This is a genomic window from Bacillus sp. GM2 (assembly GCF_056155945.1).
Window position 1 is genome coordinate 340,935 of sequence record NZ_JBRKSZ010000008.1, and the last position, 22,265, is coordinate 363,199.

The window sequence follows — 22,265 nt, forward strand, 5'->3', positions numbered from 1 at the left end:
CGAATCATGGATTTTTTGACTAGCGGATGTAGCGGTCGCCGATCAGCAGGCTCGAAATCGCCTTAGTCGGAATTTCAAACTCTACCGCGCCCATATATCCGGGTGCGACTTCATAATCGTCAAATGAAATCACGAGTTTATGATTCTCTGTAATATAAAAATTTTGGTCGGCCTTGATTCGTTTGAATGGCTCGACTTCCTCGTCATTGATCCAATATATTTTATCAGGATCATCTTTCATTTGCTGTTTCATTTGTTCTTTAATGTTTTCGCTGATGGCCGTAATATACCGGTCGTCTTTAAACAAACTCTTCAAGGTAAGCAGAATTTCATTCTTTTTGTCAATGGTGATATAGCGCCGTTCGGTATAGCTGGACGCTTCCGTTCTTTCGACGCTTCGCCGAATCGAAATCAAATCCTTCGTATCCGTGACTGTCTCATAATCGCTGTAGATGCTGAGATGCCCTTTTTTATTCCGGGACGTCTCCTTCATGAATTCCCGGTAAAGCTGACGGCTTTCCTTTACATATTTCTCGTTAATGCCATTTTCAAGCTCCCGGTTATTCAAGCCGGACAGAGCCGGTGTTTTCACGTCAATACTCGATTCTCCATCTTTCTGTTTGATCTCGGTGAATGTGATGGCCTTAACGACCTTGCCGATGACGGGTAAACGCGACATGGCCTGGGCTGCTCCGGGATTGATATTCACGACGGCAGCCAATAGTACAGCCGCCGCGACAAGCGTTGATGCAGGCCATACCACCAGCCTTCTCTTCTTCTTCGGTTTATGCTGAAGCGCAGTTTCGACAACCTGATCCAGTTCCTTCGGAATGGGGACGTTTTGATATGCTTTTCTCAGCTGTTCCAATTTCTTTTCCATTAAGAAAGATCCTCCTTCGTCAATTGGATGCGCATAAGCTTCAATCCTCTGTAAAGGCGCGTTTTGATCGTATTCAAATTTTCGCCTGTGATTTCCGCAATCTCTTCCAGTTTGAGATCCTCAAAAAATCGCAGAACAATAATGGTGTGGTAGGGATGCGGCAACTCGTCAAGCGCCTCATGAAGGTCTGTATCCCGGTAGATATCTTCCTTGCCCTTGCTTAAAAATTCGATCGTTTGATCATCCATAACCTTTAGTTTTTTCCGTTTGCGCAAAAAATCGATTGCCGTCCGCACCAAAATTTTGTAAAACCAGCTTTTGATCGTATCCGGATTGCGAACAGAATCGACGGAATCGAGCGCTTTTTTGATTGATTCCTGGACAATATCTAAGGCGTCTTCTTGATTTTTCACATAGCTGTACGCCAGCCGGTAAAAGTCTTCTTTCCGGTCTGTTATGCAAGCGACAAGAGACGCTCTGGCTGCTTGTTTCTTCATTGCAATAAAGAACTCCTTTTTCGAATATACGTATATACGGCTGTTACATTAGGATAGACGCGGGAGCGTGAAAAATAGTTTGCGGACTGGTCATTCTTTTTAAAAATATTTTATCATCAAGTGCCGCCAATCTCGATTTCATTTATAATGAATAGCAAATTCGAAGGAGGTGATCACATGGCAAGCATCAGAATGCCGGATCATGCAGCGTCTCATGCAAAGCCTGTTATCGGAAAAGGCGATACTTTGCATGGGGTGGACAAATAAAATCGCCTGAGAGTAAGCTTTTCTGGCAATCGGCTTTGCCCCTTATTTTGCAATCAAAGGAATAAGGAGCTGGCAAACATGGCATACGTAAAGGCTGCCGCTGTACTACCTGAAAAGCTGATATCGGAAATTCAAAAGTATGTTCAAGGGGAAACGATCTATATTCCCAAGACTGAATCCGCCTACAAAAAATGGGGTGCACGTTCAGGAGCAAGAAAGCTGATCGATGATCGCAACACTGCGATAAAAAAGGCCTTTAAAAATGGCGAAACGATTGAGCACTTAGCAGCGGAACATCATCTTTCCATCGAAACGATGAAAAAAATCGTTTACACAAAATAAACTGGAGCACTGATCCTTGTGATCGGTGCTTTTTAATATGGCGAGTTTGTTTATTAGCTATTTTCTGCATTTTCTATGCTTTCTCCGTCATGTAATGTAAAAGTGATCATGCAACGAGAGGAGAATATTGTCATGAAACACGGTGTATTGGAAGTACTCGGAGCAAAGCTCTACTACGAAGTGCGCGGCTCGGGGCCTGTCTTGCTTATGATTCACGGGGGCAATGGCGATGCAGAATCATACCCGATTACAGACCGCCTATCCGACCGTTACACGGTCGTCACATACGACCGCCGCGGGCATTCCCGCAGCAGGCTGGAAGATCCGAACGAAAAGTACCAGGTTTCCGTACACGGCGATGATGCGAGCCGGCTGCTGGCCGCTCTGACGGATGAACCGGCCTATGTATTCGGCTGCAGCTCCGGCGCGGTCATCGGCCTTGATCTTGCCATCCGCCATCCTGAACAAATTCGCATGTTGGTCGCACACGAGCCTCCGATTCCGCAATTGTTGGCCGGCAGTGACCGCACCAAAGGGTTCGAAAGCTTGGAGAACCTTGAAAAACAATACAAACGAAGCGGATTACAGGCTTTAGAAGCATTCGCGAAAGCGATGGGCATTACGTCCACAGCCCAGCCGGAGCGTCCAAAATCCCGGACGGAGCAGCTCAGGGCCAACATTGACTATTTTATCCTGTCCGAGGTGCCGGGTTTAAGAGAATATTCACCTGACATCGGCAGGCTTAAAGCTTCATCAGTTACAGTCGTACCTGCCGGCGGCATTGATTCAAAAGGCTGTCTCCCGTACAAGTATGCAGAAGCATTGGCTGGTCATTTGAAAACGAAAGTGGTCGATTTTCCAGGCAATCATGTGGGATGCGTTTTATACCCGGAGGAATTTGCCGAAAGGCTGGACATGGTTTTTAGAAGATTTAACAACAAAAATACCAAGGGATGAAACCCTCGGTATTTTTAATCAATCCGCCGTTCGCAGGAAGCGTATGGCCTGTAATCGGCATTCGATTTTCAAATCAATTGCATTCGTTCATTGATACTCTAAACAGCACCCTAAATAAACATTTCCAAAAGGCCTAGCATTTTAAGAGCTGCAAAATTTGTTCATACGCATTCATATAAAGGACAGGGTCGGGATCTGCTCCTTTTTTCTTCGGCACGTTAAAATCCGATAATACAAAATGATGTTTTGGCTGAACATCATGCTTAGCTAAACAGCTCTTGACGCAGCATAAAGGGCAGCCGTCAATCGCAATGATATCCCGCCCGGATTTTGCTGTATTGACAAGCGGTTTCACATCGCCGCCGACTCCGGCAATGCACGACATTTCGGCCGTTTTCTCCCGATCCATTTTAATGGCAATCATGTTGGCCGTTTGCGCGGCCGAGGAACACCCGGAGCACGAATACACTAAAGGCAAATCTGTTCTTTTCATCGGTTGACTCATCCCCTGTTTTTCTTTATTTTCGCCGGCAAAAAAACTATCATTTACTTTACATGAGGTGCGTGATGAAAACTGTGAGCCAGATCACTTTTTCTGTTACTCTATGAGCTGAATCAAACAGCTCAAGCAAAAACAAAACGGCTTCACGATCCTTTCCCGTATTCAATGAGAATACTCGCCTCCTTGATCCCTTCAGTCAATATATGGAGGCCTCAGGAAAAAGATCAGGGGCTTAAAAGCCCCTGTGATTTGCATGAAAAATTTGCGCTGGCTTTTTAAAGGCGAACCGAATGATCCATTCGGCCAACGCGATGCAGAGCACAATCGCTCCGAAAACGCCTATCGTGTAGCTGATGTCATATATCAGGCCGAGTCCTTTATGGCACACGAAAGTAATCAAATGAATGAACATATTGGTAAAACAGAATAGATAGCTGCGAATCATCCAATTCCGGTGCTTGCTAAACTGATTTCGCCGGGCTTTGATGACGGAAATAACCGTGGCGGCAGGCCAATACATATTCACCATGTTAAAGGCTATGCTGACGGCCTTCCCTCCGGTAGAATGCGGTGCCATATAGCCTGACGACAGCGTTACAATCATCACGCAAACGATGTAGACCCAGCCGTTAAAACGGTGGATGTTGCGGCTTTTGGTCAACAAGGCGCTGGAGAAGTTGACAGCGCCCGAAGCCATCGCTAAACAAGCGGCAACAACGTGAACATACATCACCTTCAGCCAGACCGGGAGATGAAAGGAGTCCCGCAGGTGAGATTTATGGCTGAGAAAAGCTGTTGATTGCGGATCAAGAATTAAATTTTCAAACAAGGTATACAGAACATACACCGCGATGACGATCAGCATTGTCGAAAAAACCGATTGACTGCGTTGAAATTTCCTTTTGTTCAGCTTTTGTTCCTCCTAAAACATCATGCTCTCTCAATGCCTATATTGTATCACGAAAGCGAACGAGCGCAGCAGCTTGGCATTTTAAGCCCTCAATGACAAAACCTTTCCCATTAAAAACAGGCCGGGTACGATTTCTGCGTTTTTCCGGAAAGCCGGAATAATTCTGTCATCTTTTGCGGCATACTTTTGAATGATGTCTCTGCTGAAATCGCGAGAACCGTCATCGATGACAATGGCTTCAACAATTTCAAGGGTTTGCCTCAGCACGCTGTCCAAACAGACGGATATGTATTTTGCAGCATTGTACACAGGTATGACAATACTTACGGACGGATTCATTCCCGCTTCTTAATCCGAACCAAATATGATGAATTAACAACGACCATTGTATAAAAATCTGGTTACAAAAAGAAGGATCAGTCTACTTCCACGCAAACTACCTCGAACTTGTGGGACTGACAGCGGGGGAAACGAAAGATCCGGAAAAAGTCATTCCTAAAGCGATCAACAATATCCCCGTCCGTGTTTTGCTTTTTTATATCGGTGCGCTCCTTGTGATCATGAGCATCTATCCGTGGAATGTCATCAATCCTAATGAGAGTCCGTTCGTCCAAGTCTTTGCAGCGGTCGGCATCATTGCGGCTGCAAGCATCATCAATTTTGTGGTGCTGACATCGGCAGCTTCGGCAAGCAACAGCGCGGTTTTCAGCACGAGCCGGATGATATACTCGCTTGCGAAAGAACATAATGCACCCGGCGCTATGACCAAACTGACCTCCCGCAAAGTGCCGAGCAATGCGTTGTTTTTCTCAGCGGTCGTGATTCTGATTGGCATCATGCTGAACTATATCATGCCTGAACAAGTGTTTACGCTGATTACAAGCATCTCGACGATATGCTTCATCTTTATTTGGGGAATCACCGTCATTTGCCATTTGAAATACCGCAAAACAAGACCGGATTTAGCGAAAACAAACAAATTCAAGATGCCGCTTTACCCGTTTTCAAATTATGTGGTTCTCGGTTTTCTTACGTTTATCCTCATCGTCCTTGCACTGGCGCAGGACACCCGCGTTGCCTTATTTGTCACGCCGGTTTGGTTTATCATGCTGATCGCGATTTACAAGCTGAGGAAACCTAAGTCACAGCAAGTGTAGAAAAATGCGAATCGCCTGCAGAATGTTCTGCAGGCTTTTTGTATGGCTCATCATGTAAAATAAAAAAGATAACAGCTTGATCGCCTACAATTTCAATGGTCAGCCGCCTAGGCAGAAAGGGGAAAACAGATGAAAATCAATCAAATTGTAGATTTGTCGGTATCGTTAAGAGGTGATATACCGTCTGATCCGCCGGGGTTTGTCCCTGAAATCGAATATGCGGATCATAAGCAAGGAGCTAAACAAATGGTCCAGAGCTTTCCCGGCCTTTCCTCGCAAGATCTTCCCGGGGGAGAAGGCTGGTCGCTGGAAAAAGTGAAGATGTCTACGCATGCCGGAACGCATATCGACGCTCCATATCATTACCGTTCTGTTACAGACGACGGCAAGCGGATGATGACGATTGATGAAGTGCCGCTTGACTGGTTTCATGGCCCTGGCGTTAAGCTGGATTTCAGACATTTGAAAGACGGGCATATCGTTACCCCTGAAGAAATCGAACAGGAGCTTCACCGCATCAATCATAAACTCGCGCCCGGCGACATTGTTCTTGTGAATACGTCGGCTGGCGCCAAATACGGACAAAACGATTACCTGCACAGCGGCTGCGGGATGGGGCGTGAAGCCACTCTATTTTTAACGGAGCGCGGCGTACGCCTTGTCGGAACTGACGCCTGGAGCTGGGACGCTCCATTCAGCATGACCGCCAAGCGCTTTGAACAGGAAAAAGACCCATCCATTATTTGGGAAGGTCATTATTCAGGCAGCACCATTCCTTACTGCCAAATTGAAAAGCTCGCCAACCTTGATCAATTGCCTTCCACTGGATTTTACGTCATGGCTTTTCCGGTAAAAGTTGAAAAAGCGTCTGCCGGCTGGGCGCGCCCGGTTGCGATTCTTAGCGGTGAAAACGCATAAGAACGTCAGCAGCTTTTCGTTTGTGGGGATGCCGGCTAGACAGATAACAAAAATAAAAGCAGACATCAGCCTGCTTTTATTTTTGTTTTATATTCAGTCACAACACTTGCGTAAACAAACAATGAAATGAATACAAGAAACACGCGGCTCCAGCCATCACATTGAAGGTTCCCGATTTTTCATTGTTTGATTTCAACATCATGAAGAACAAACCGGAAAAGAAAAATCCGATAAACCAGCCGATTGGAATCTGGACAAAAGCTAAAATAAAACCAATAATCCCTATCGTTTGAAAAACTTGAGGTGCAAATTCGCGCAAAAGTATTCCCGCCCTTTTTCAGAAGAAATCCGCTCCCTTTTTTTGTATCATATCACATCTCCTCAACAAAATAAGGAAAACAAGTGAATCTTTTGCTATTCATGTTGAAGCCAGGCTCAATATTGATTTTTGTTATGATCTTAAAAAAGGAGGTTTGATTACCATGAATACCTTATGCCGCAGCAAACAAGCTCCATTTGAATACACCTTATCTCTTATAGGTGGTAAATGGAAAATGAGAATCCTCTATGAGCTGGCGTGTGAAAAAACGATGAGATACGGGGAGCTCAAACGGGCTATGCCGTTAATCACCCATAAAATGTTAAGTTCCCAGCTGAAGGAGTTGCAAACTGACGGTCTGATTCACCGGGTGGAGATTTCTCAAAATCCCCTCAGAGTGGAGTATTCGTTATCAGACAGAGGACTGTCTTTATACCCTCTCATAGATGAAATGTGCAGATGGGGACAAAGAGAAGGTTTGCCTTATGAGTAAAAAATACTTACTAAAAAGTGCGTACTTGTTTCCCAACGGGAGGGATTTTATACTGAATAAAAATTATTTGTAAGGAGAACAGGATGACAAAACAAATTTATATCATTCATGGCTACAGAGCCTCCTCAACCAACCACTGGTTTCCTTGGCTGAAAAAACGTCTGCTTGCAGACGGAATACACGCAGAAATTTTAGACATGCCTAATCCTCACCAGCCAAGGCTTAAAGATTGGCTTGATACGCTCTCTTTAAATAAGCACACATTAAATAAACATACTTATCTGGTTGCACACAGCCTGGGGTGCGCCGCCGTTTTGAGGTTTTTGGAACAAACGCAATTGCGTCAACCACTTGGCGGAATCTTGCTCGTTTCCGGCTTTGCCAAGTCACTGCCCGATTTAAAGATGTTAGATGAATTTACCGAGGAATCGTTTGATTTTCAAAACATCATTGAGTCAGCTAAGCATCGTGCTGTCATTGCCTCTAGAGACGATCAAATTGTGCCATTTGCATGGAGCAAAGATCTGGCGCAACAAATTGACGCTAAGCTTTACGAAGTTCAACACGGGGGGCACTTTTTAGAAACTGACGGATTTACTTCTTTGCCGATTGTTTATGATGTTTTAAACTCTTATTTCTCAAAAGAAACTTGCTAAAAACAGTAAAGGATATTCGGATTTTGTGGCGGCAAAAAGCTTAGAAGCCGCCCTTCTCCAATTTCTTAATAAGTCTTGAAAAAATCAGCTCCAAAGTTCCCTATCTTGAAGTGGTCTGTCATTTAACGGGTTATATTCAAATTTTTAACCAACCAGGGTTTTATCAATGACAGAACCGTTACAGGCTGCATAGCTTTTGTGTGATCCATATCATTTCCGCTTAAGATTTTTATATCCCATCCAAGGTGTTCTAATTCTTGTTTGTTTTTTTGAAGTATACCGATAATATCAACTGTTACATTGCCGAAGTTTTCTCCATAAACAATTGTGTCTTTTTCCCCAGCAAACGCCAATCTCGGAATCTCTAATTTATGTTGAATGCTCCGATCATCAAATTCCATCAAATTTTCGTACATTGTAACAAACTGTTTTGTTTGATTCGTGCCGATTCTTACTTGTATGTTATCCCAATCAACCTTTTCTGGACTGATAAGGTTTTGTTCATCAATAACAGAAGAATGTTGTTTACTTAATGTTTGTTCGTATGTTTGATTTGTCACTACCATCATTTCTTTATATGGACCATCTATTGGCGGAAACCCACCCATGATCAAGCTTTCTAACCTGTCTGTCCGAATGGCTAATTGTAAACCAACTAAAGCCAACCAAGAGTATCCATAATAGCTAAACTTTTTAACGTTCATTTCATTAGCAATTGTGAGTAGATCTTTCACTATGCTTTCAGGTGTGAGGCTCTCTGGATTCGGCTGTTGCAGACGATGTCCTTCGTAGTCGAAATATAAAACCTGAAACTTGTCCATGAGTTCCTCGACAAAATGTTTTCCTGATTCAGGGTCTACTCCCCATAACTTTAAGTTTTCAGCTTCTTGTCCATATACAGATTCTTTAGCAACGGGAAGCATGATTGCTGGAGAGTCGGGGTTCCCGGCTAAGCCAACGTTTATCTCTGATTGATCGGTCAGTTTTATGTTTTTTTCCATTTTCACCACTCCTGAACTGTTTATACAATCATCATATAACATTCATGCAATCTTTCGGATTTCTGCTTCCCGCCCTTTATATATAGGGGATTCGTTTGAAGTATGTTATTGTAGCACTTGAAGGTTTTACTTTAAAAAGGAGCTAACAGTAAATGAAGACATACACCCCTAAACAAATGGCAAATATCTTAAAGGTTAGCACCACCACTTTGAGAAGATATGAAGAACAAGGTCTTATTCCTGTTGTCCCAAGAACGAAAAGTAATCACCGTTTCTATACACCGATACACTTCCAAGCTTTTACCACCATTAGAGCTTTATTAAAAGGATATGACATACCCATTGTTTACGAAGTTATGAGAATGAGTAAAAATGCAAAAGTTGAAGAAGCCCTTTGGCTGGTTAATGAACAGCAATTTCATATTCAAGCGGAGAAACAGAGGGTCGAAGAAATACTAACGATGATACAAAATGCCGATTTTGCTAAATATAAAAATGTTAAATTAAAAGAATATATGAATATTGGAGAGGCTGCAAAAATAGCGGGCGTGAATACTTCAGCGATCCGTCATTGGGAACATGAAGGTTTAGTCCATTCAGAAAGAAATAAAGAAAACGGCTATAGAATGTTTTCAATATCTGAACTGCGTAAAATACTGGTTATCAGCAGCTTGAGAAAAACCGTTTATTATATAGAAAATATGAAGAGTTTATTATATGAATTGGACACACAAAACTATGGCAAAATCGAACATTCCTTTCAGTTGGCTTTACAAAATTTGAATAACCAACTATTAAATCAATTGAAAGGCATCGCAGAACTGATAAAATATATACAATTTTACCAAGAAACCAATACCTGAAAATGTGATAAGCAAATAAGCCGATTCCTTAGTGCAAGGAAAATCGGCTTTGAAGAGAGCGTAACTTTTTTATCAACCTTACATTCCTTCAATAATGTCGCTAAACGAGTTATTTAATTCAATAAACTGTTTTTCTATAGGTGTAAATTTATGATTTAGTCGTGTAATGAAATATAAATCGACGTATCTATAAGGTGATGGAACTTCTAAATAATGATGGATATTGTAGCGACTTGCTATGCGCTTTGATACTAAGGAAATCCCCATACCCATCATTGCAAATTGCACTAAGGATTCCGGGTCGCCCACTTCAATGATTTCCCCCTGTTGAATGTTCAAATCTTTAAAAATATTACGTAATAATGAGAGATACAAGCACTTATCTGATAATACAAGTACGTTTTTTCCGCTTATATAATCATCAAATCTCGTATATTGATCTATACCTTGGCCTATGATAACCAATTCTTCATATCCCACTTTTTTATAACTTATTTTTTTATTGTTTAGCGATCCAATCGTATAAGCAACATCAATTTTTCCAAGAAGAACTTGATTTTCAATATATTCTGTTGAACCTGTTTTTAATGTTACCGATAAATCAGGATATGTATGATAAAGTTTATTTAACGCACTTGAGAATTGAGTTCCACCGACAGATATCATCGTGCCAATACGGAGTTTTTCATCGTGTTTTTTCATGATGTTTTCGGTTTCTTCCCAAACGAACAATATTTTCTTGTATTGATGATATAATTTTTCTCCCTCTTTCGTTAGTTTTACTCCTTTTGAATTTCTGACAAACAGTTGTTGATGATAATGAGTTTCGATTTTTTTTATTTTTGCAGTCATATTGGATTGAAGGTGATTCAGTTTAATTGCAGCAGCAGATATGCTTTTTAATTCCGCCACTGAAACAAAAGCTTTCATGTTTTCAATATCCATTCATATTTCAACTCCCATCAAAAAAAGTGATATAACCATCATAACTTAACATTTAAAATGATCTCTAATTTTAATTATACTCGGTTTAAAGAGTTTTGGAGGGATAGCTAATGAAGAACGACGTGATAAAAGTAGGGATTATAGGCGGATCTTTGAATAATCAATGGGCTAGTCAAACACATATTCCGGTATTGAAGGAAAATCCTTTTTATCAAATAACGGCGATTGGAACATCAAAAATGGAAACCGCAAAAAAAAGTGCTATGATGCTTAAGGCTTCCTCTGCTTTTACAGATTATAAGGAATTAGCGCAATCAAAAGATGTTGATTTGGTAGTCGTTAGTATAAAGGTTCCTTTCCATTATGAAGCTTCGCTTGCAGCCATAGAAGAAAATAAACATATATATTGTGAATGGCCTTTAGGCATAGATACTGTGCAGGCTGAAAAACTGGCAAAATTGGCAGATGACGCAAACATTCATCATGCGATTGGATTACAGGGAAGGCAATCTCCAGAAGTCAATTATTTAAAGCGGGCAATCAAAGAGGGGGAGATCGGCAAAGTCATCTCCTGCACGATGCAGGTAGCAACACAAGGAAAGGGAGGAATAACAGATGAAAAAAGCAGTTACCTTTTAAAAAGAGAAAATGGGGCGAACCTTCTTACAATCAACGGTGGTCACTCGCTTGATGTTCTTTGTTATATCCTGGGTGATTTTAAAGAACTATCAGCTGCAATGAACAGCCATTATACAGAAGCCGTCATACAAGAAACAGGGATAAAGATACCAAAAAACACAGCTGACCAAATTTTAATCCAGGGGACGCTCGTTAATGGCGCTTCGGCCTCTGTCCATATTCAGGGCGGAGTTTATCCAGCTTTTCAATTAGAGATTAGAGGGGAAAAAGGTGTTTTGCGTTTAACACAGCATCATTCCTCAGGACACGTACAATTTGGCAATCTCAAAGTCAAAAAGATTACGCATCCTCATGATTTGTTAAATGCTGAAGATGTTTATTCTGAAGAAGTGAAAATATCCCCAGTGAAGGATAATGGTGCAAAAGGCTATGTTGAAACTGCCTATACTATTTTGGCGGAAGATATATTTGAACATAAAAGCCAAACCCCAAACTTTCATGACGCTGTCAAACTGCACCGGTTGTTAGACGCCGTTCGGAAATCGGCAAAGATCGGCAAAAAAGTACTCTTAATAAATTGAGTAAGAACCGTATATCTTTGCCCTGGCACATGCCTGTCCAGCATTAGCAAATTGTCCGGAAACCCACATGATATAAAAAAACATACCAACAAGATTTGGTATGTTTTTTCTTAGGAAATCCCTAATTAATGAATATTAGGCTTTCTAAAATTACTGCCCTTAACTTCAGCTACGTCATATACAGTGACAAAAGCATTTTTATCAACTTCATTAATGATTTCCTTTAATTTGGTGTCTTCTAAGCGATTGATGACACATGTAATTTCTTTAAACTTTTCGTGGGAAAAACCACCGTAAGCTTCTTTATATGTAGCACTTCGGCCCAATTGATCACGAATTGTCTCCACCATCAACTCAGGTTCTGTTGTAATAATTTGAAAGGTTTTAGAACCGCTTAACCCCTCCTCGACAACATGAATGACTTTGGACGCAATGTAGTAGGCGATGACTGATAGCAATGCCCCTTGCAAGCCAAATACAGCGGAAACAAAAATAAACACAAAAAGGTTAAAGAATAGAATGAGATCGCTCGTTCCAAATGGCAATTTGCGCGATAACAGCACAGCAAGCATATCAATTCCGTCCAATGCTCCGCCATTACGCAGCGCCAGCCCCATTCCAAAACCAAGGATGATCCCTCCGACAACAGTGACTAACAAGGTGTCCCCTTCGATTATAGCCGGAGTGTGGTGCATAAAACTTGTACCTGCTGCAAGTGATGCGATTCCGATAATCGATAATAACGCAAAGCTTTTCCCGATTTGCTTATATCCCAGCCAGACAAACGGGATGTTTAAAGCCGCGATAAGTATCCCAAGCGGCAAGTCAAACAGTTGTGAACCAACAATGCTGAGTCCTGTCACTCCGCCATCAGATACATTGTTTGGAATCAGCACTGTTTCCAATCCATATGCCGCTATGATTCCTCCGATCATGACCATTATAACTTTGAAAATCATTTTCGCTTTAAATTTCTTATGTTTTTCGATTTTATTCATGCCATTCCTCATTTCAAATTTTACGTTATATTTAAATATACCATAATAAATTTTTAAGTTAAAAAGTTCAGTCATGTCATTTTGGTAAGACGGCTGCTGCAAAACCGCTCTTTGCCTTGAATTAAGGTAACCCTTTTAGACTTGGAACATTCGGTTATATTGCAAGCACCCCGTTTTAGCAACTGGTGAATAACAAATAAAGGCCCTAATGTTTATGGACATTTCCGGCCAGACAAAAGGATTGTCGGCAATCGAACGAAGTTTTTGGATTCTTCCCTCTCCAAGATGAATAAAACCTTAACTTTATTGGTTTTTTAAACCCCATTCACATAACCCTTCTAAAACCGGCAATAGTGATTCCGCTTTACCAGTGAGACTGTACTCGACCTTTGGGGGAACTTGAGGGTACTCTTTCCGTTTCACCAGACCATCCGCTTCCAATTCTTTAAGTTGTGAGCTCAATGTTTTATAAGTAATAGCCCCTATTTGTCTTTTCAGCTCATTAAAGCGCACCGGTTGATTTTCCGCGAGGAGGTAAATAATAACCATTTTCCATTTGCCGCCGATCACGGACAATGTGTAGCCAAAAGGTGTATCTTGAATATTTTTAACTTTGCCTTTATATTCAGCCATACTCATATTTACGCTCTCCTTTTGGATAGTACCTGTCATTAAAGTGCGTACTATTTTTTTGTTTGCGCTCATTTTATACTAACCTTACTTTGAAGTAAAGGAGACGATAACATGGATAAAAAAACGATACGTCTGTTGATGCCGCAATGGCAAGGGGGAAACAATCCCAACTATTCTTTTGGAGCGGAACTGCTTGCTTGGCTGGCTCCTGAAAATGATCAGCCCCTTATTCATGTTCCGGTTCAAGCTTATGATGGGACTCCGCTTGAAAACGAAAACGGGATAAACGGGAGAAAACAACTGCTGGAACAATTGGAGGCTGCTCAGCATCTCATTCATGCTCATAAGCCGGATCGCATTGTCATGTTTGGCGGTGACTGCTTAGTCGAACAAGCACCATTTGCTTATTTAAACGAAAGATACGGCGGGGACTTGGGGTTAATTTGGATTGACGCTCACAGCGATTTAGTCAGATATGTCGGATATGATAACGGACATACATTACCGCTCGGAAATCTTTTGGGGGAAGGAGATGAGGAGTTCGCAAAACATGTGAAAATTCCTCTTAAACCTGAAAATGTCTTTATTGCGGGATTAGCAGCTCCTACAGAAGAAGAAACAAACGTGATATCAAAAGAACTTCAAAGACAGGGTATAGTTTTCACAGAACCAGACATTGAAGTGATTCAAAGACTTGGAATTAGAACTGCCGGAACTAAAGAGTTAATGACCAGTACCGAATCTATAAAAGAATGGATAAACGAAAGCAACATCAAGTATCTGGCAATACACCTTGATTTAGACGTGCTTGATCCGAAGGCGTTTCGTTCTTTATTATTCGCCAATCCTGAAGCACCTGTATATTTTTCTCCTGAGGGAACAATGCAAATGCCTCACCTGCTTTATCTTCTGAAAGAACTCTCTTCCGAAACGGATGTAGTTGGATTAGGTATAACCGAGCATTTGCCGTGGGATTCTATTCATTTGAAGAAATTGCTTAGTGAAATCCCCATTTTAAATCAATAATTTCATAAACTGGACAACAACAAAATAATGGAGTCGAAACTCTCCATATCGCCTGTAATGTTACATTCACATGTTGCTCACTAGAATCAAGAGGAAGAAATAAATACCAAGGGCTCATAAACCCTTGGTATTCTGATAGTGCGGCCGAAAGAACTCGAACTTCCGCGGGGTTATCCCCCCTTAGGTTGATTCGACCTTTTCACAATAGACAACTCTGCACAACATCAAAAAAGCAAACCATTCGGCCTGCCTTTTCATTTCCCGCTCGATCTTTAAGATGCTGCATAAATGACGGCGACCTTTAATTCCTGCATGGGGTTGAAGGTGGATTTATATTTAATTTTCAAGCCTCTTTTTCATGACTGCCGCCAATTGCTCCGCATTGGGATCTCCTTCATTTTGCAATTGATCAATGATGTTCATATAGTCTGTATCACTTCGGTTCTGACTTAATTTATATGCAGCCTGAATGTTTCCCACCCGAATCTTAAACCCGACAATCGCTTTCAGTTGATTTTCTAATAGTTGAGGAGAAAGGTTATCCCATAAAATTGGATGTTCTCGATGCTTCTCGTATTTTTCCATCATGACTGTTAATTCTTCTATTAATTCATCTCTCTCTAAAATGCTTGCTTGACCGTATATATGGACGGCTTGATAATTCCATGTTGGCACTTCTTCTTGCGCATACCAGGAAGAAGAAATGTATGAGTGCGGACCCTGAAACATAACAAGCACATCTTGACAGGTTTCAAAAGTTCTCCATTGCGGATTTCCATAAGCGACATGGCCGGTGATATAGTAATCATCACCTTTTTTATTGAACCCCAAGGGCAAATGAGTGGCAATTGGCTTCCCCTGTTCTGTCGTAACGATCGTGCCAAAAGAGTTTTTTTGAACAAAATCCAAAATTTCATTAACATTATCGACTTTAAAATATTTTGGAATATACATCGTCATCCTCCTTTTAGAAAAGTTATAGGAGTGTTTTGGTCATGATAAAGTCCGTTTGCTCTTCATCACCCATATAAAAAGAGTGGGCACCGGTTTGCACAAACCCCATTTTCTTATAAAAAGCAATCGCATTTTCGTTTTTTTCCCATACGCCCAGCCAGATTTTCTTTTTATTCAGTTCCTTTGCAATTTCCAAAGCTTTATTGAACAGATATTTGCCAAGCCCATGTTTTTGAAACTCGTTCTTGATATAAATTCTCTCAATTTCAAGTGATTCATCACCCATTTTTTCAGTTTGGGCCTCATCAGTATTGACCTTTAAATATCCAGCGGCTTCATTGTTACAATAAACAAAAAAGAATTGCGAAGCGCTGTTGGCCAGTTCTTTTTCTAATTGTTTTAAGTGAAATGCCTTTTCCAAATAGGCTTTCATATTTTCTGGAGAATTCTGATCTTTAAATGTCTCATTAAACGTTTCATAACTCATTTCTTGAAGTTTGATTAAGTCTTCAAGGGTGCACTTTTTTATCTTTACTGTCATTTCAATCTGCCGCTCCTTTATGCCGTCAATAATTTCTCTTGTTCCCCTTTTTCACGAACTCCCAGTCTTTTTCTACATTTTTTCTTACTCTTTGAAGAAGATTGAAGATGGTCTCCGCTTCCCCCTCGGAAAACCCCTCTAATGCCACACAATTCGAATGATCATTTTCTCTTTTTATAAAAGGAAATACCTCATTCCCCTTTTCCGTCGGAAAGAGTTTTTTTATTTTTTTGTTATATTCATCATCTCTCCGTTCAATAAAGCCTTTCATTTCAAGTTTTTTTATAGCGCGGGCTGCGGTGGTCCGGTCCACTTTAATCATTTCAGCTAACTTCTCCTGAATGATTCCCGGGTTTTCGCATATTCGGACAAGGTACAAATATTGCCCTTTTGTCAGGTCATGTTCTTTAAATTCGATATTGCTTATAGAATCCAAAGCCCGGGCAATCATTCCAATTTCACGAAGAATATCCTTCATCATAAACTCCTTTCGAACATGTTTTTGTTGCAAATACAACATAAATGGCGTACATTAAATATACCGAAATTTTGTTGTATTTGCAATAAAAATAAAGAGGGCGAGTTAAGTGAAATATGTTTTTTATGTATTAGGAATTTTAATCTTAACCCTTGGGATTGCTTTTACGATTCAATCAGATCTTGGCGCTTCGCCTTTTGACGCACTTTTGGTGGGACTGTCCATACACGTGGGGCTTACTGTGGGAAGTTGGGAAGTCATCATTGCTTTGCTATTCATAGGCTGCAATTCTTTTTTAAAAAGCCAAAGACCGGAAGTTTCAGGGATGCTAACGGCGTTTATAACGGGGATCGGCATTGATATGTGGCTTTTTTTCCTGCACTTTTTTATCACACCAGAACAATGGTGGAGCAAAGTGATTTGTTTTGGAATCGGCTTGGTTGTTACAGGTTTAGGAACCGCGACATACTTATACACAAATTTTGCTCCGATGCCAATTGACCGATTCACATTCATCATAAAAGAATTAACGAGAACCAACATATTTGTTTCGAGAACCATCATTTACCTCGTCTTCTTGACAGCGGCCGTCATCTTCAAAGGACCGATTGGCATCGGAACTTTTTTAACCGTTTGTTTAGGAGGGCTTGTTCTTCATTTTTTTATGCCGTTTGCTGGAAAAGTATTAGGCCGCTTTACAGACGCTCGTATATTACGATAAGAAATGTTTTTAATGCCACTCCCTACTTTTTCACAGAACTTTTATTGAAAATTATCAATATGATTCCGGATGCTATTAGACTTACAATCAAGGAAGAGAGAGATAATCTAAATATATTTTTCACTCCATTAATGAACAATGACCATAAAACATATATGGTGATTGCACTTAAAGTAAACATTCTGAACCATCTAGGTATTGCGAGCCAAACTTTCAATAGATAAGTTGAGAGTTTCCCCATTTTGCGCCTCCTTGTTATCTATTCGACCTTTTACAAAAGCCTAACATAGTTAAAAACAAAAAAGAAAAAAATACCAAGGACTCATAACCCTTGGTATTCGGTGATACTGCCGAGAAAACTTGAACCTTCATGGGGGGTTCCCCCATAAGGACTTCAATAAAAGTGAAAGTATTTTGTCCGTTACAAAAGTTATTTCAAGCATTTGAAATTTGTATTTTGGGCATAAAATGTTACTGTTCAAGCAACATGAATGTGTTCTTATCGAAACGAATGAGGGATTTATACTAAGTTTTTGTCTTGGACTCCCGAATTGAATGCATCCGGCTTATCTTTTACCTCCACGAGACCATGCCACCACAGGAATGAGTAATAAGGATAAAATTCCTCCAGTAAGTGATAATGTTAGATAACTTGAGCCTGCCACAACCATTCCGGACAATGCTCCGCCGGCAGCTCCTGACAATGCAATCAGAACATCCACCGTACCTTGTGTTTTCGCCCGTGTGGCCGTTTCAGTTGAATCAACTATCAGTGCAGTCCCGCTTATCAAACCAAAATTCCACCCTAATCCCAGCAAAGAAAGAGCAATTACGATAAGAACCATAGAATCTCCCGGTGCAAATGCTGCTATTAAGCCTGCCAGAAGCAGCGTAGTTCCAGATGCAATCGCCATTGCAGTACGTCCCAACTTATCAACAAGAACCCCTGTAACAAGTGAAGGGAGATACATGGCACCTATATGAAAGCCAATAACAAGACCAACAGCACCCAAGTCATGTCCATGATGTCTCATATGAACCGGTGTCATTGTCATAATAGCGACCATTACAATTTGGGTAAGAACCATAACGGCCGCACCAACGATTACGCCTCTTTTGTTTTCTGTGTGTTCAGTTGTTGTCAAATGTCCTTTATCACTTGGTTCTTGCTTGATCGATTCGATTGTTCTTGCGATAACTAATGGATCTGGACGAAGCATGATGAATAGGACAACACCTGCTAAGATATATGCCGCCGCGGCTAAAATGAAAGGGCCCGCTAATGACGGAACACCGATAGAATGGGCGAAATCCCCCATCACATTCACTAAATTCGGACCCGCAACCGCGCCAAATGTTGTCATAACCATCGTCACACTGACAGCAGTCGCCCGCTGCTTACGATTTGCCAAGTCCGTACCCGCATAACGAGCTTGTAAATTTGTCGCTGTTCCAGCACCGTAAATAAGCAATGAAGCAAATAACAAGAAAATACTATTTATGATTGCTGCAATGATAACTCCTATTGCTCCAAGACCGCCAATCACAAAACCGGCTGAAAGGCCTGCACGACGACCATAGCGTTGAGAAAGTCTGCCTACAAATAAGGCTGCCCCCGCTGATCCTAAAGTAAATAAAGCTGTCGGGACCCCTGCGTAAGCATCCGTTCCGAGCATTTGCTGAGCAATAAGGGCACCGACAGTAATTCCTGCCGCCAGCCCTGCACCGCCAAAAATTTGTGAAACACTTACAACAAATAATGTACGCTTGTATAACGTTTTTTGTTTTTCTGGGGAACCAATGTAGCTTTTTAATGAAGCTGATTGAACGTCTAACGATTTTACACTTTCTTTGTGCAGCATGATCTAACCTGCCTTCCTTGATCAACCTCCAACTAGATTTGAATCATCATAACACGCGCAAAAAAACCATACAATATTGAAATTGTATGGCGGACAATAATTAGGCAAGATCGTTTAGCAAGCGCCTAAGGATTATTAATCCTTTTTCAAGCTCTTCGAGCGTTTCTGGTGCACATACAGAAACCCTTACCGCCCTTTCCGGACAACTATTCCCAACTACGAAGCGTTCAGCCGCATACACTTGCACTCCATGTTCAGCAGCTAATTTTTCAAATTCAGCACCTGTAATCCCACCCGGTAACAACAACCACCGAAAGATGCCTGTTTCACCACCTAAACACGTATAATCAGCAAAATATCGATTTGCGATTTGGTTTCTGCAAATTGTTTGTTCACGATGCCCCTCAATTAAGACTTCAAATTGATTTGATACAATCGTGCGCGCAGCAAGTTCTGCTAATAGCGGGGAAACCGTTATATTTAAATTATAAAGCGCCCTCGAAACCGGCTCCTTAAATTGATACGGCACTGCAACATACGCCAGTCGCAGCCCCGGTGCCAATGATTTAGATAAACTTGCGATATGGATCACCTGTTCCGGCGCGAATGATCCAAGGGCTGGAAGTGGATTTTTGCCAAGAAGATGGTACGATGCATCTTCAATAACAAACAAATTATACTTTTTTGCAATTTCTGCAATGACCTTTCGATTCTCTACAGACATAAAGGAAGCTGTCGGGTTATGGTAATCCGGGATCAAATAAATGCCTGTAATGTTTTCATTTTTATAAGCATATTCAAGTGACTCCGGCTTCATTTCACCGTTCTCGGATTTTATCGGTACGATTTGCACACTTAGCATTGATGCAACAGTTTTTAATCCGGGATATGTATGATGATCAACACCAATGCGGTCTCCAGGCTTACAAAGACCCGCCAATGCGGCAGCGATCGCATTTTGTCCCCCATTTGCAAATAAAATGTGCTCAACGGTTGTTTCAAAACCGCCTCTTCGAATTAGCTTTACAGCTGCATCCTTTTGCCAAAGGCTTTCGCCCGCCCGGCCATAACCAAACCATTTTTCATAATCTGTCTCTTGCAGCATGCTGCTCAAATGGAGCATGAGTGGCTCGTAAGAAGCATGATCCGGCAGTGTTGCGCCCATTTCAATGAGCTTTGGCTTTGTATCCTCAAGTAAATACGCATTTGATAACGCATCATACGATACAAATGTGCCGCTCCCCACAGTTGCACTTAACAGGCCCTTTAACTCACACATTTTAAACGCCTTTGAAATGGTACTCAAATTTAAATCCAAATAATCAGCCAGTTCCCGCTGAGGAGGAAGCTTTGTTCCAGGCAATAAAACTCCGTTTACTATATCCTGCTCCAATTGCCTTGCAAGTGCTTTATAAATGGGCTTTTCAGTTTTATCAATCGATGGCTTCCAGCTCATCGGATAGTTTTCAAAAGAATTGATCGGCATGATACGCCATCCTTTTTTCGTTCTATTATATGGTTGTGCTGTTTATAAAACAATTATAAGAAATGACGGACAAGTTAGACGGCGACTATTAAGTAATAGGTACTAAATCGACAACATCAGGTGGAAGTCCGGCTTTTATAAATGCAGCAATTCATTTTTCTTGAATGTTGAACTTTTTCAATGTAGTTTGCTACTTTATAAAAACCGTTTTTCGCCTTTTTGGCATAATTTTTTAGCAATCACGGCTTTTCCAAGTATGTACCGGAGTGCTTGTTCAGCTAGTTTTTTGGCTAACGCCGAAGCCCAGTGCTGAGTATGGAAACTCTTTGATGTTTAGGATTATCATGAGCGCCATAATATGAATTTCTTTTTGAGACAGTTGTCCTACAGATGGATAGCTAACAGTCTGGGTGATATTTCTTTGTTGTGTCTGCGCTGTAGTAGAAGTTGCACTTACACTAGGAGCTAAAAACAAAGACAATATTGACATAATCTCAAAAGAGTGCAAGTTTATTTATAGAAGTATTAACCTAAGGAGCCAATAACAAATCATGAATAATGTTTCATTAATATATAAGGAATTTGGTGATCCGCTTCAAAAATTACAGCTATATACCGGAGAAAAGCTTCCTATTCAGCCAAATGAAATTCTTGTCAAAATGATTGCCAGTCCAATTAATCCATCAGATTTGCTTCCAATTAGAGGGGCCTATTCTCATAGAATTAAGCTGCCGGCTGTTGCAGGATATGATGGTGTGGGAATTGTCATAGATCAGGGCAAATATGTATCATCATCACTGATTGGAAAAAGGGTCCTCCCTGTAAGAGGAGAGGGAACTTGGCAACAATATGTAACCACCAAAGCCGATTATGCAATAGAGCTGCCTCCATCAATAAGTGATAACGACGCCAGTCAACTGTATATTAATCCATTAACAGCCTGGCTAATTTGTACGGAATCATTGCGTGTTCAGCCGAATGAAATTGTGTTAATGAATGGCGGAGGTACATCTATTGCAGGTTTGTTTGCGCAAATTTCTACTATACTGGGATTCCGTTTAATTGTCATTACAAGAAACAGCCGCAAGATAGAAAAACTTCAAAAACTTGGGGCATGGAGAGTCATCGACGCTTCCAACGGTTCTATATATGAACAGATTTCTGATGCTTGCGACATCGGTGTTGACCATGCAATTGACTCTATTGGAGGAGAAAGCGGCGAACTGCTGGCGAGGACGTTAAAACCTGAAGGAACGTTTGTCAGTTATGGTCTGTTGTCAGGTATACCAAACGATTGGCGAAAGTTACACAATGTATACCATGTGTCACCACAATTATTCGCCTTAAGACTTTGGAACGAGAGACATTCCGTTTCTGAATACCGCAATCGCTTCTCGCAGGTGATTAAGCTCGTTGAGAGCGGAAGAATGGTCATCAATGCTTCAGAAAAAGTATATGATTTTGAAGATTTCTATGATGCGTTGAAGCATTATGAACAGCCGGATTTGAATGGAAAAATACTGTTGAACTTTGCAGTGAAGAAGAAGATGTAACACTTGATTGATTTTCATTAACAAATTCGAGATGTGGGAGGAGAAAATGCAATTGCCCCATTCCTTTTGTCGATCGAGCTCAACAA

At 41.1% G+C, this 22,265-nt stretch carries 25 protein-coding genes; 11 read left to right on the plus strand and 14 right to left on the minus strand.

The annotated features are described in order from the left end of the window. Nucleotides 1-19: 19 nt before the first annotated feature. Nucleotides 20-880 (minus strand): anti-sigma-V factor RsiV, encoded by an 861-nt coding sequence (gene rsiV / locus ACVC9U_RS16460; protein ID WP_020450311.1) that lies wholly within the window; start codon nucleotides 878-880, stop codon nucleotides 20-22. Beyond that, a complete protein-coding gene (locus tag ACVC9U_RS16465; RefSeq protein WP_025810032.1) occupies nucleotides 880-1,377 on the minus strand; it encodes an RNA polymerase sigma factor in 498 nt (165 codons plus the stop codon). The genes rsiV and ACVC9U_RS16465 overlap by 1 nt, the downstream gene beginning before the upstream one ends. Nucleotides 1,378-1,722: 345 nt before the next feature. Between ACVC9U_RS16465 and ACVC9U_RS16470 the strand changes: the two genes are divergently transcribed. Next, on the plus strand, nucleotides 1,723-1,986 hold the full coding sequence (locus ACVC9U_RS16470; RefSeq protein ID WP_065643213.1) for a CD3324 family protein: 264 nt from the start codon (nucleotides 1,723-1,725) through the stop codon (nucleotides 1,984-1,986). A gap of 132 nt (nucleotides 1,987-2,118) precedes the next feature. Beyond that, on the plus strand, nucleotides 2,119-2,943 hold the full coding sequence (locus tag ACVC9U_RS16475) for an alpha/beta hydrolase (protein WP_237562701.1): 825 nt from the start codon (nucleotides 2,119-2,121) through the stop codon (nucleotides 2,941-2,943). A 133-nt stretch (nucleotides 2,944-3,076) separates the two neighbouring features. Here ACVC9U_RS16475 and ACVC9U_RS16480 read toward each other — a convergent pair whose 3' ends face one another. From ACVC9U_RS16480 to ACVC9U_RS16490, 3 genes are all read right to left on the minus strand, one after another. Then, nucleotides 3,077-3,436 carry a putative zinc-binding protein gene (locus ACVC9U_RS16480; protein ID WP_065643214.1) on the minus strand — a complete coding sequence of 120 codons (360 nt, stop codon included), beginning with the start codon at nucleotides 3,434-3,436 and terminating at the stop codon, nucleotides 3,077-3,079. Between the two features lie 241 nt (nucleotides 3,437-3,677). Then, on the minus strand, nucleotides 3,678-4,310 hold the full coding sequence (locus tag ACVC9U_RS16485; RefSeq protein ID WP_075754011.1) for a DUF2306 domain-containing protein: 633 nt from the start codon (nucleotides 4,308-4,310) through the stop codon (nucleotides 3,678-3,680). A gap of 126 nt (nucleotides 4,311-4,436) precedes the next feature. Further along, nucleotides 4,437-4,694 (minus strand): glycosyltransferase family 2 protein, encoded by a 258-nt coding sequence (locus ACVC9U_RS16490; protein ID WP_075754009.1) that lies wholly within the window; start codon nucleotides 4,692-4,694, stop codon nucleotides 4,437-4,439. A 32-nt stretch (nucleotides 4,695-4,726) separates the two neighbouring features. On the opposite strand from ACVC9U_RS16490, the gene ACVC9U_RS16495 reads away from it, so the two are divergent. From ACVC9U_RS16495 to ACVC9U_RS16510, 4 genes are all read left to right on the plus strand, one after another. Further along, nucleotides 4,727-5,512 carry an amino acid permease gene (locus ACVC9U_RS16495; RefSeq protein ID WP_441391616.1) on the plus strand — a complete coding sequence of 262 codons (786 nt, stop codon included), beginning with the start codon at nucleotides 4,727-4,729 and terminating at the stop codon, nucleotides 5,510-5,512. A 129-nt stretch (nucleotides 5,513-5,641) separates the two neighbouring features. Further along, a complete protein-coding gene (locus ACVC9U_RS16500; RefSeq protein ID WP_025810039.1) occupies nucleotides 5,642-6,430 on the plus strand; it encodes a cyclase family protein in 789 nt (262 codons plus the stop codon). 482 nt (nucleotides 6,431-6,912) lie between these two features. Then, on the plus strand, nucleotides 6,913-7,242 hold the full coding sequence (locus tag ACVC9U_RS16505; protein ID WP_023857826.1) for a winged helix-turn-helix transcriptional regulator: 330 nt from the start codon (nucleotides 6,913-6,915) through the stop codon (nucleotides 7,240-7,242). 83 nt (nucleotides 7,243-7,325) lie between these two features. Next, on the plus strand, nucleotides 7,326-7,898 hold the full coding sequence (locus ACVC9U_RS16510) for an RBBP9/YdeN family alpha/beta hydrolase (protein WP_020450297.1): 573 nt from the start codon (nucleotides 7,326-7,328) through the stop codon (nucleotides 7,896-7,898). A gap of 122 nt (nucleotides 7,899-8,020) precedes the next feature. Here the strand turns inward: ACVC9U_RS16510 and ACVC9U_RS16515 are convergent, their stop codons facing one another. Next, a complete protein-coding gene (locus ACVC9U_RS16515; RefSeq protein ID WP_075754000.1) occupies nucleotides 8,021-8,899 on the minus strand; it encodes an alpha/beta fold hydrolase in 879 nt (292 codons plus the stop codon). Nucleotides 8,900-9,051: 152 nt separating this feature from the next. Here ACVC9U_RS16515 and ACVC9U_RS16520 point away from each other — a divergent pair, with 152 nt between their 5' ends. Next, nucleotides 9,052-9,762, plus strand: a complete 711-nt coding sequence (locus ACVC9U_RS16520; protein ID WP_065643221.1) for a MerR family DNA-binding transcriptional regulator — start codon at nucleotides 9,052-9,054, stop codon at nucleotides 9,760-9,762. 78 nt (nucleotides 9,763-9,840) lie between these two features. Here the strand turns inward: ACVC9U_RS16520 and ACVC9U_RS16525 are convergent, their stop codons facing one another. Next, the gene (locus ACVC9U_RS16525; protein WP_065643222.1) at nucleotides 9,841-10,707 is read right to left on the minus strand and encodes a LysR family transcriptional regulator; all 867 of its coding nucleotides are present in this window, start codon (nucleotides 10,705-10,707) and stop codon (nucleotides 9,841-9,843) included. A gap of 110 nt (nucleotides 10,708-10,817) precedes the next feature. On the opposite strand from ACVC9U_RS16525, the gene ACVC9U_RS16530 reads away from it, so the two are divergent. Beyond that, complete coding sequence (locus ACVC9U_RS16530; protein WP_075753998.1) at nucleotides 10,818-11,927, plus strand: Gfo/Idh/MocA family protein; 1,110 nt, start codon at nucleotides 10,818-10,820, stop codon at nucleotides 11,925-11,927. A gap of 125 nt (nucleotides 11,928-12,052) precedes the next feature. Here ACVC9U_RS16530 and ACVC9U_RS16535 read toward each other — a convergent pair whose 3' ends face one another. Next, nucleotides 12,053-12,925 carry a YitT family protein gene (locus ACVC9U_RS16535; protein WP_025810048.1) on the minus strand — a complete coding sequence of 291 codons (873 nt, stop codon included), beginning with the start codon at nucleotides 12,923-12,925 and terminating at the stop codon, nucleotides 12,053-12,055. 303 nt (nucleotides 12,926-13,228) lie between these two features. Next, a complete protein-coding gene (locus tag ACVC9U_RS16540) occupies nucleotides 13,229-13,564 on the minus strand; it encodes a winged helix-turn-helix transcriptional regulator (protein ID WP_065643224.1) in 336 nt (111 codons plus the stop codon). A 105-nt stretch (nucleotides 13,565-13,669) separates the two neighbouring features. On the opposite strand from ACVC9U_RS16540, the gene ACVC9U_RS16545 reads away from it, so the two are divergent. Then, nucleotides 13,670-14,584 (plus strand): arginase family protein, encoded by a 915-nt coding sequence (locus ACVC9U_RS16545; protein WP_441391298.1) that lies wholly within the window; start codon nucleotides 13,670-13,672, stop codon nucleotides 14,582-14,584. Nucleotides 14,585-14,920: 336 nt separating this feature from the next. Here ACVC9U_RS16545 and ACVC9U_RS16550 read toward each other — a convergent pair whose 3' ends face one another. The 3 genes from ACVC9U_RS16550 to ACVC9U_RS16560 are packed head-to-tail and all read right to left on the minus strand — an operon-like array spanning nucleotide 14,921 to nucleotide 16,557. Continuing rightward, nucleotides 14,921-15,538: an FMN-binding negative transcriptional regulator gene (locus ACVC9U_RS16550; protein WP_065643226.1), complete on the minus strand. Its 618-nt coding sequence runs from the start codon at nucleotides 15,536-15,538 to the stop codon at nucleotides 14,921-14,923. Between the two features lie 22 nt (nucleotides 15,539-15,560). Next, the gene (paiA, locus tag ACVC9U_RS16555) at nucleotides 15,561-16,079 is read right to left on the minus strand and encodes a spermidine/spermine N(1)-acetyltransferase (protein ID WP_075753994.1); all 519 of its coding nucleotides are present in this window, start codon (nucleotides 16,077-16,079) and stop codon (nucleotides 15,561-15,563) included. A 25-nt stretch (nucleotides 16,080-16,104) separates the two neighbouring features. Further along, a complete protein-coding gene (locus ACVC9U_RS16560) occupies nucleotides 16,105-16,557 on the minus strand; it encodes a MarR family winged helix-turn-helix transcriptional regulator (RefSeq protein ID WP_023857834.1) in 453 nt (150 codons plus the stop codon). A 109-nt stretch (nucleotides 16,558-16,666) separates the two neighbouring features. Here ACVC9U_RS16560 and ACVC9U_RS16565 point away from each other — a divergent pair, with 109 nt between their 5' ends. Next, complete coding sequence (locus tag ACVC9U_RS16565) at nucleotides 16,667-17,278, plus strand: YczE/YyaS/YitT family protein (protein WP_020450284.1); 612 nt, start codon at nucleotides 16,667-16,669, stop codon at nucleotides 17,276-17,278. A gap of 566 nt (nucleotides 17,279-17,844) precedes the next feature. On the opposite strand, the gene ACVC9U_RS16570 is transcribed toward ACVC9U_RS16565, so the two are convergent. Both ACVC9U_RS16570 and ACVC9U_RS16575 read right to left on the minus strand, forming a co-directional pair. Then, nucleotides 17,845-19,143, minus strand: a complete 1,299-nt coding sequence (locus tag ACVC9U_RS16570) for an MFS transporter (protein ID WP_249727110.1) — start codon at nucleotides 19,141-19,143, stop codon at nucleotides 17,845-17,847. Nucleotides 19,144-19,240: 97 nt separating this feature from the next. Continuing rightward, nucleotides 19,241-20,626, minus strand: coding sequence for an aminotransferase-like domain-containing protein (locus tag ACVC9U_RS16575; protein ID WP_249727079.1), 1,386 nt, complete (start codon nucleotides 20,624-20,626; stop codon nucleotides 19,241-19,243). Between the two features lie 551 nt (nucleotides 20,627-21,177). On the opposite strand from ACVC9U_RS16575, the gene ACVC9U_RS16580 reads away from it, so the two are divergent. Then, complete coding sequence (locus ACVC9U_RS16580) at nucleotides 21,178-22,179, plus strand: zinc-dependent alcohol dehydrogenase family protein (protein ID WP_441391299.1); 1,002 nt, start codon at nucleotides 21,178-21,180, stop codon at nucleotides 22,177-22,179. The last annotated feature ends 86 nt before the right edge of the window (nucleotides 22,180-22,265 follow it).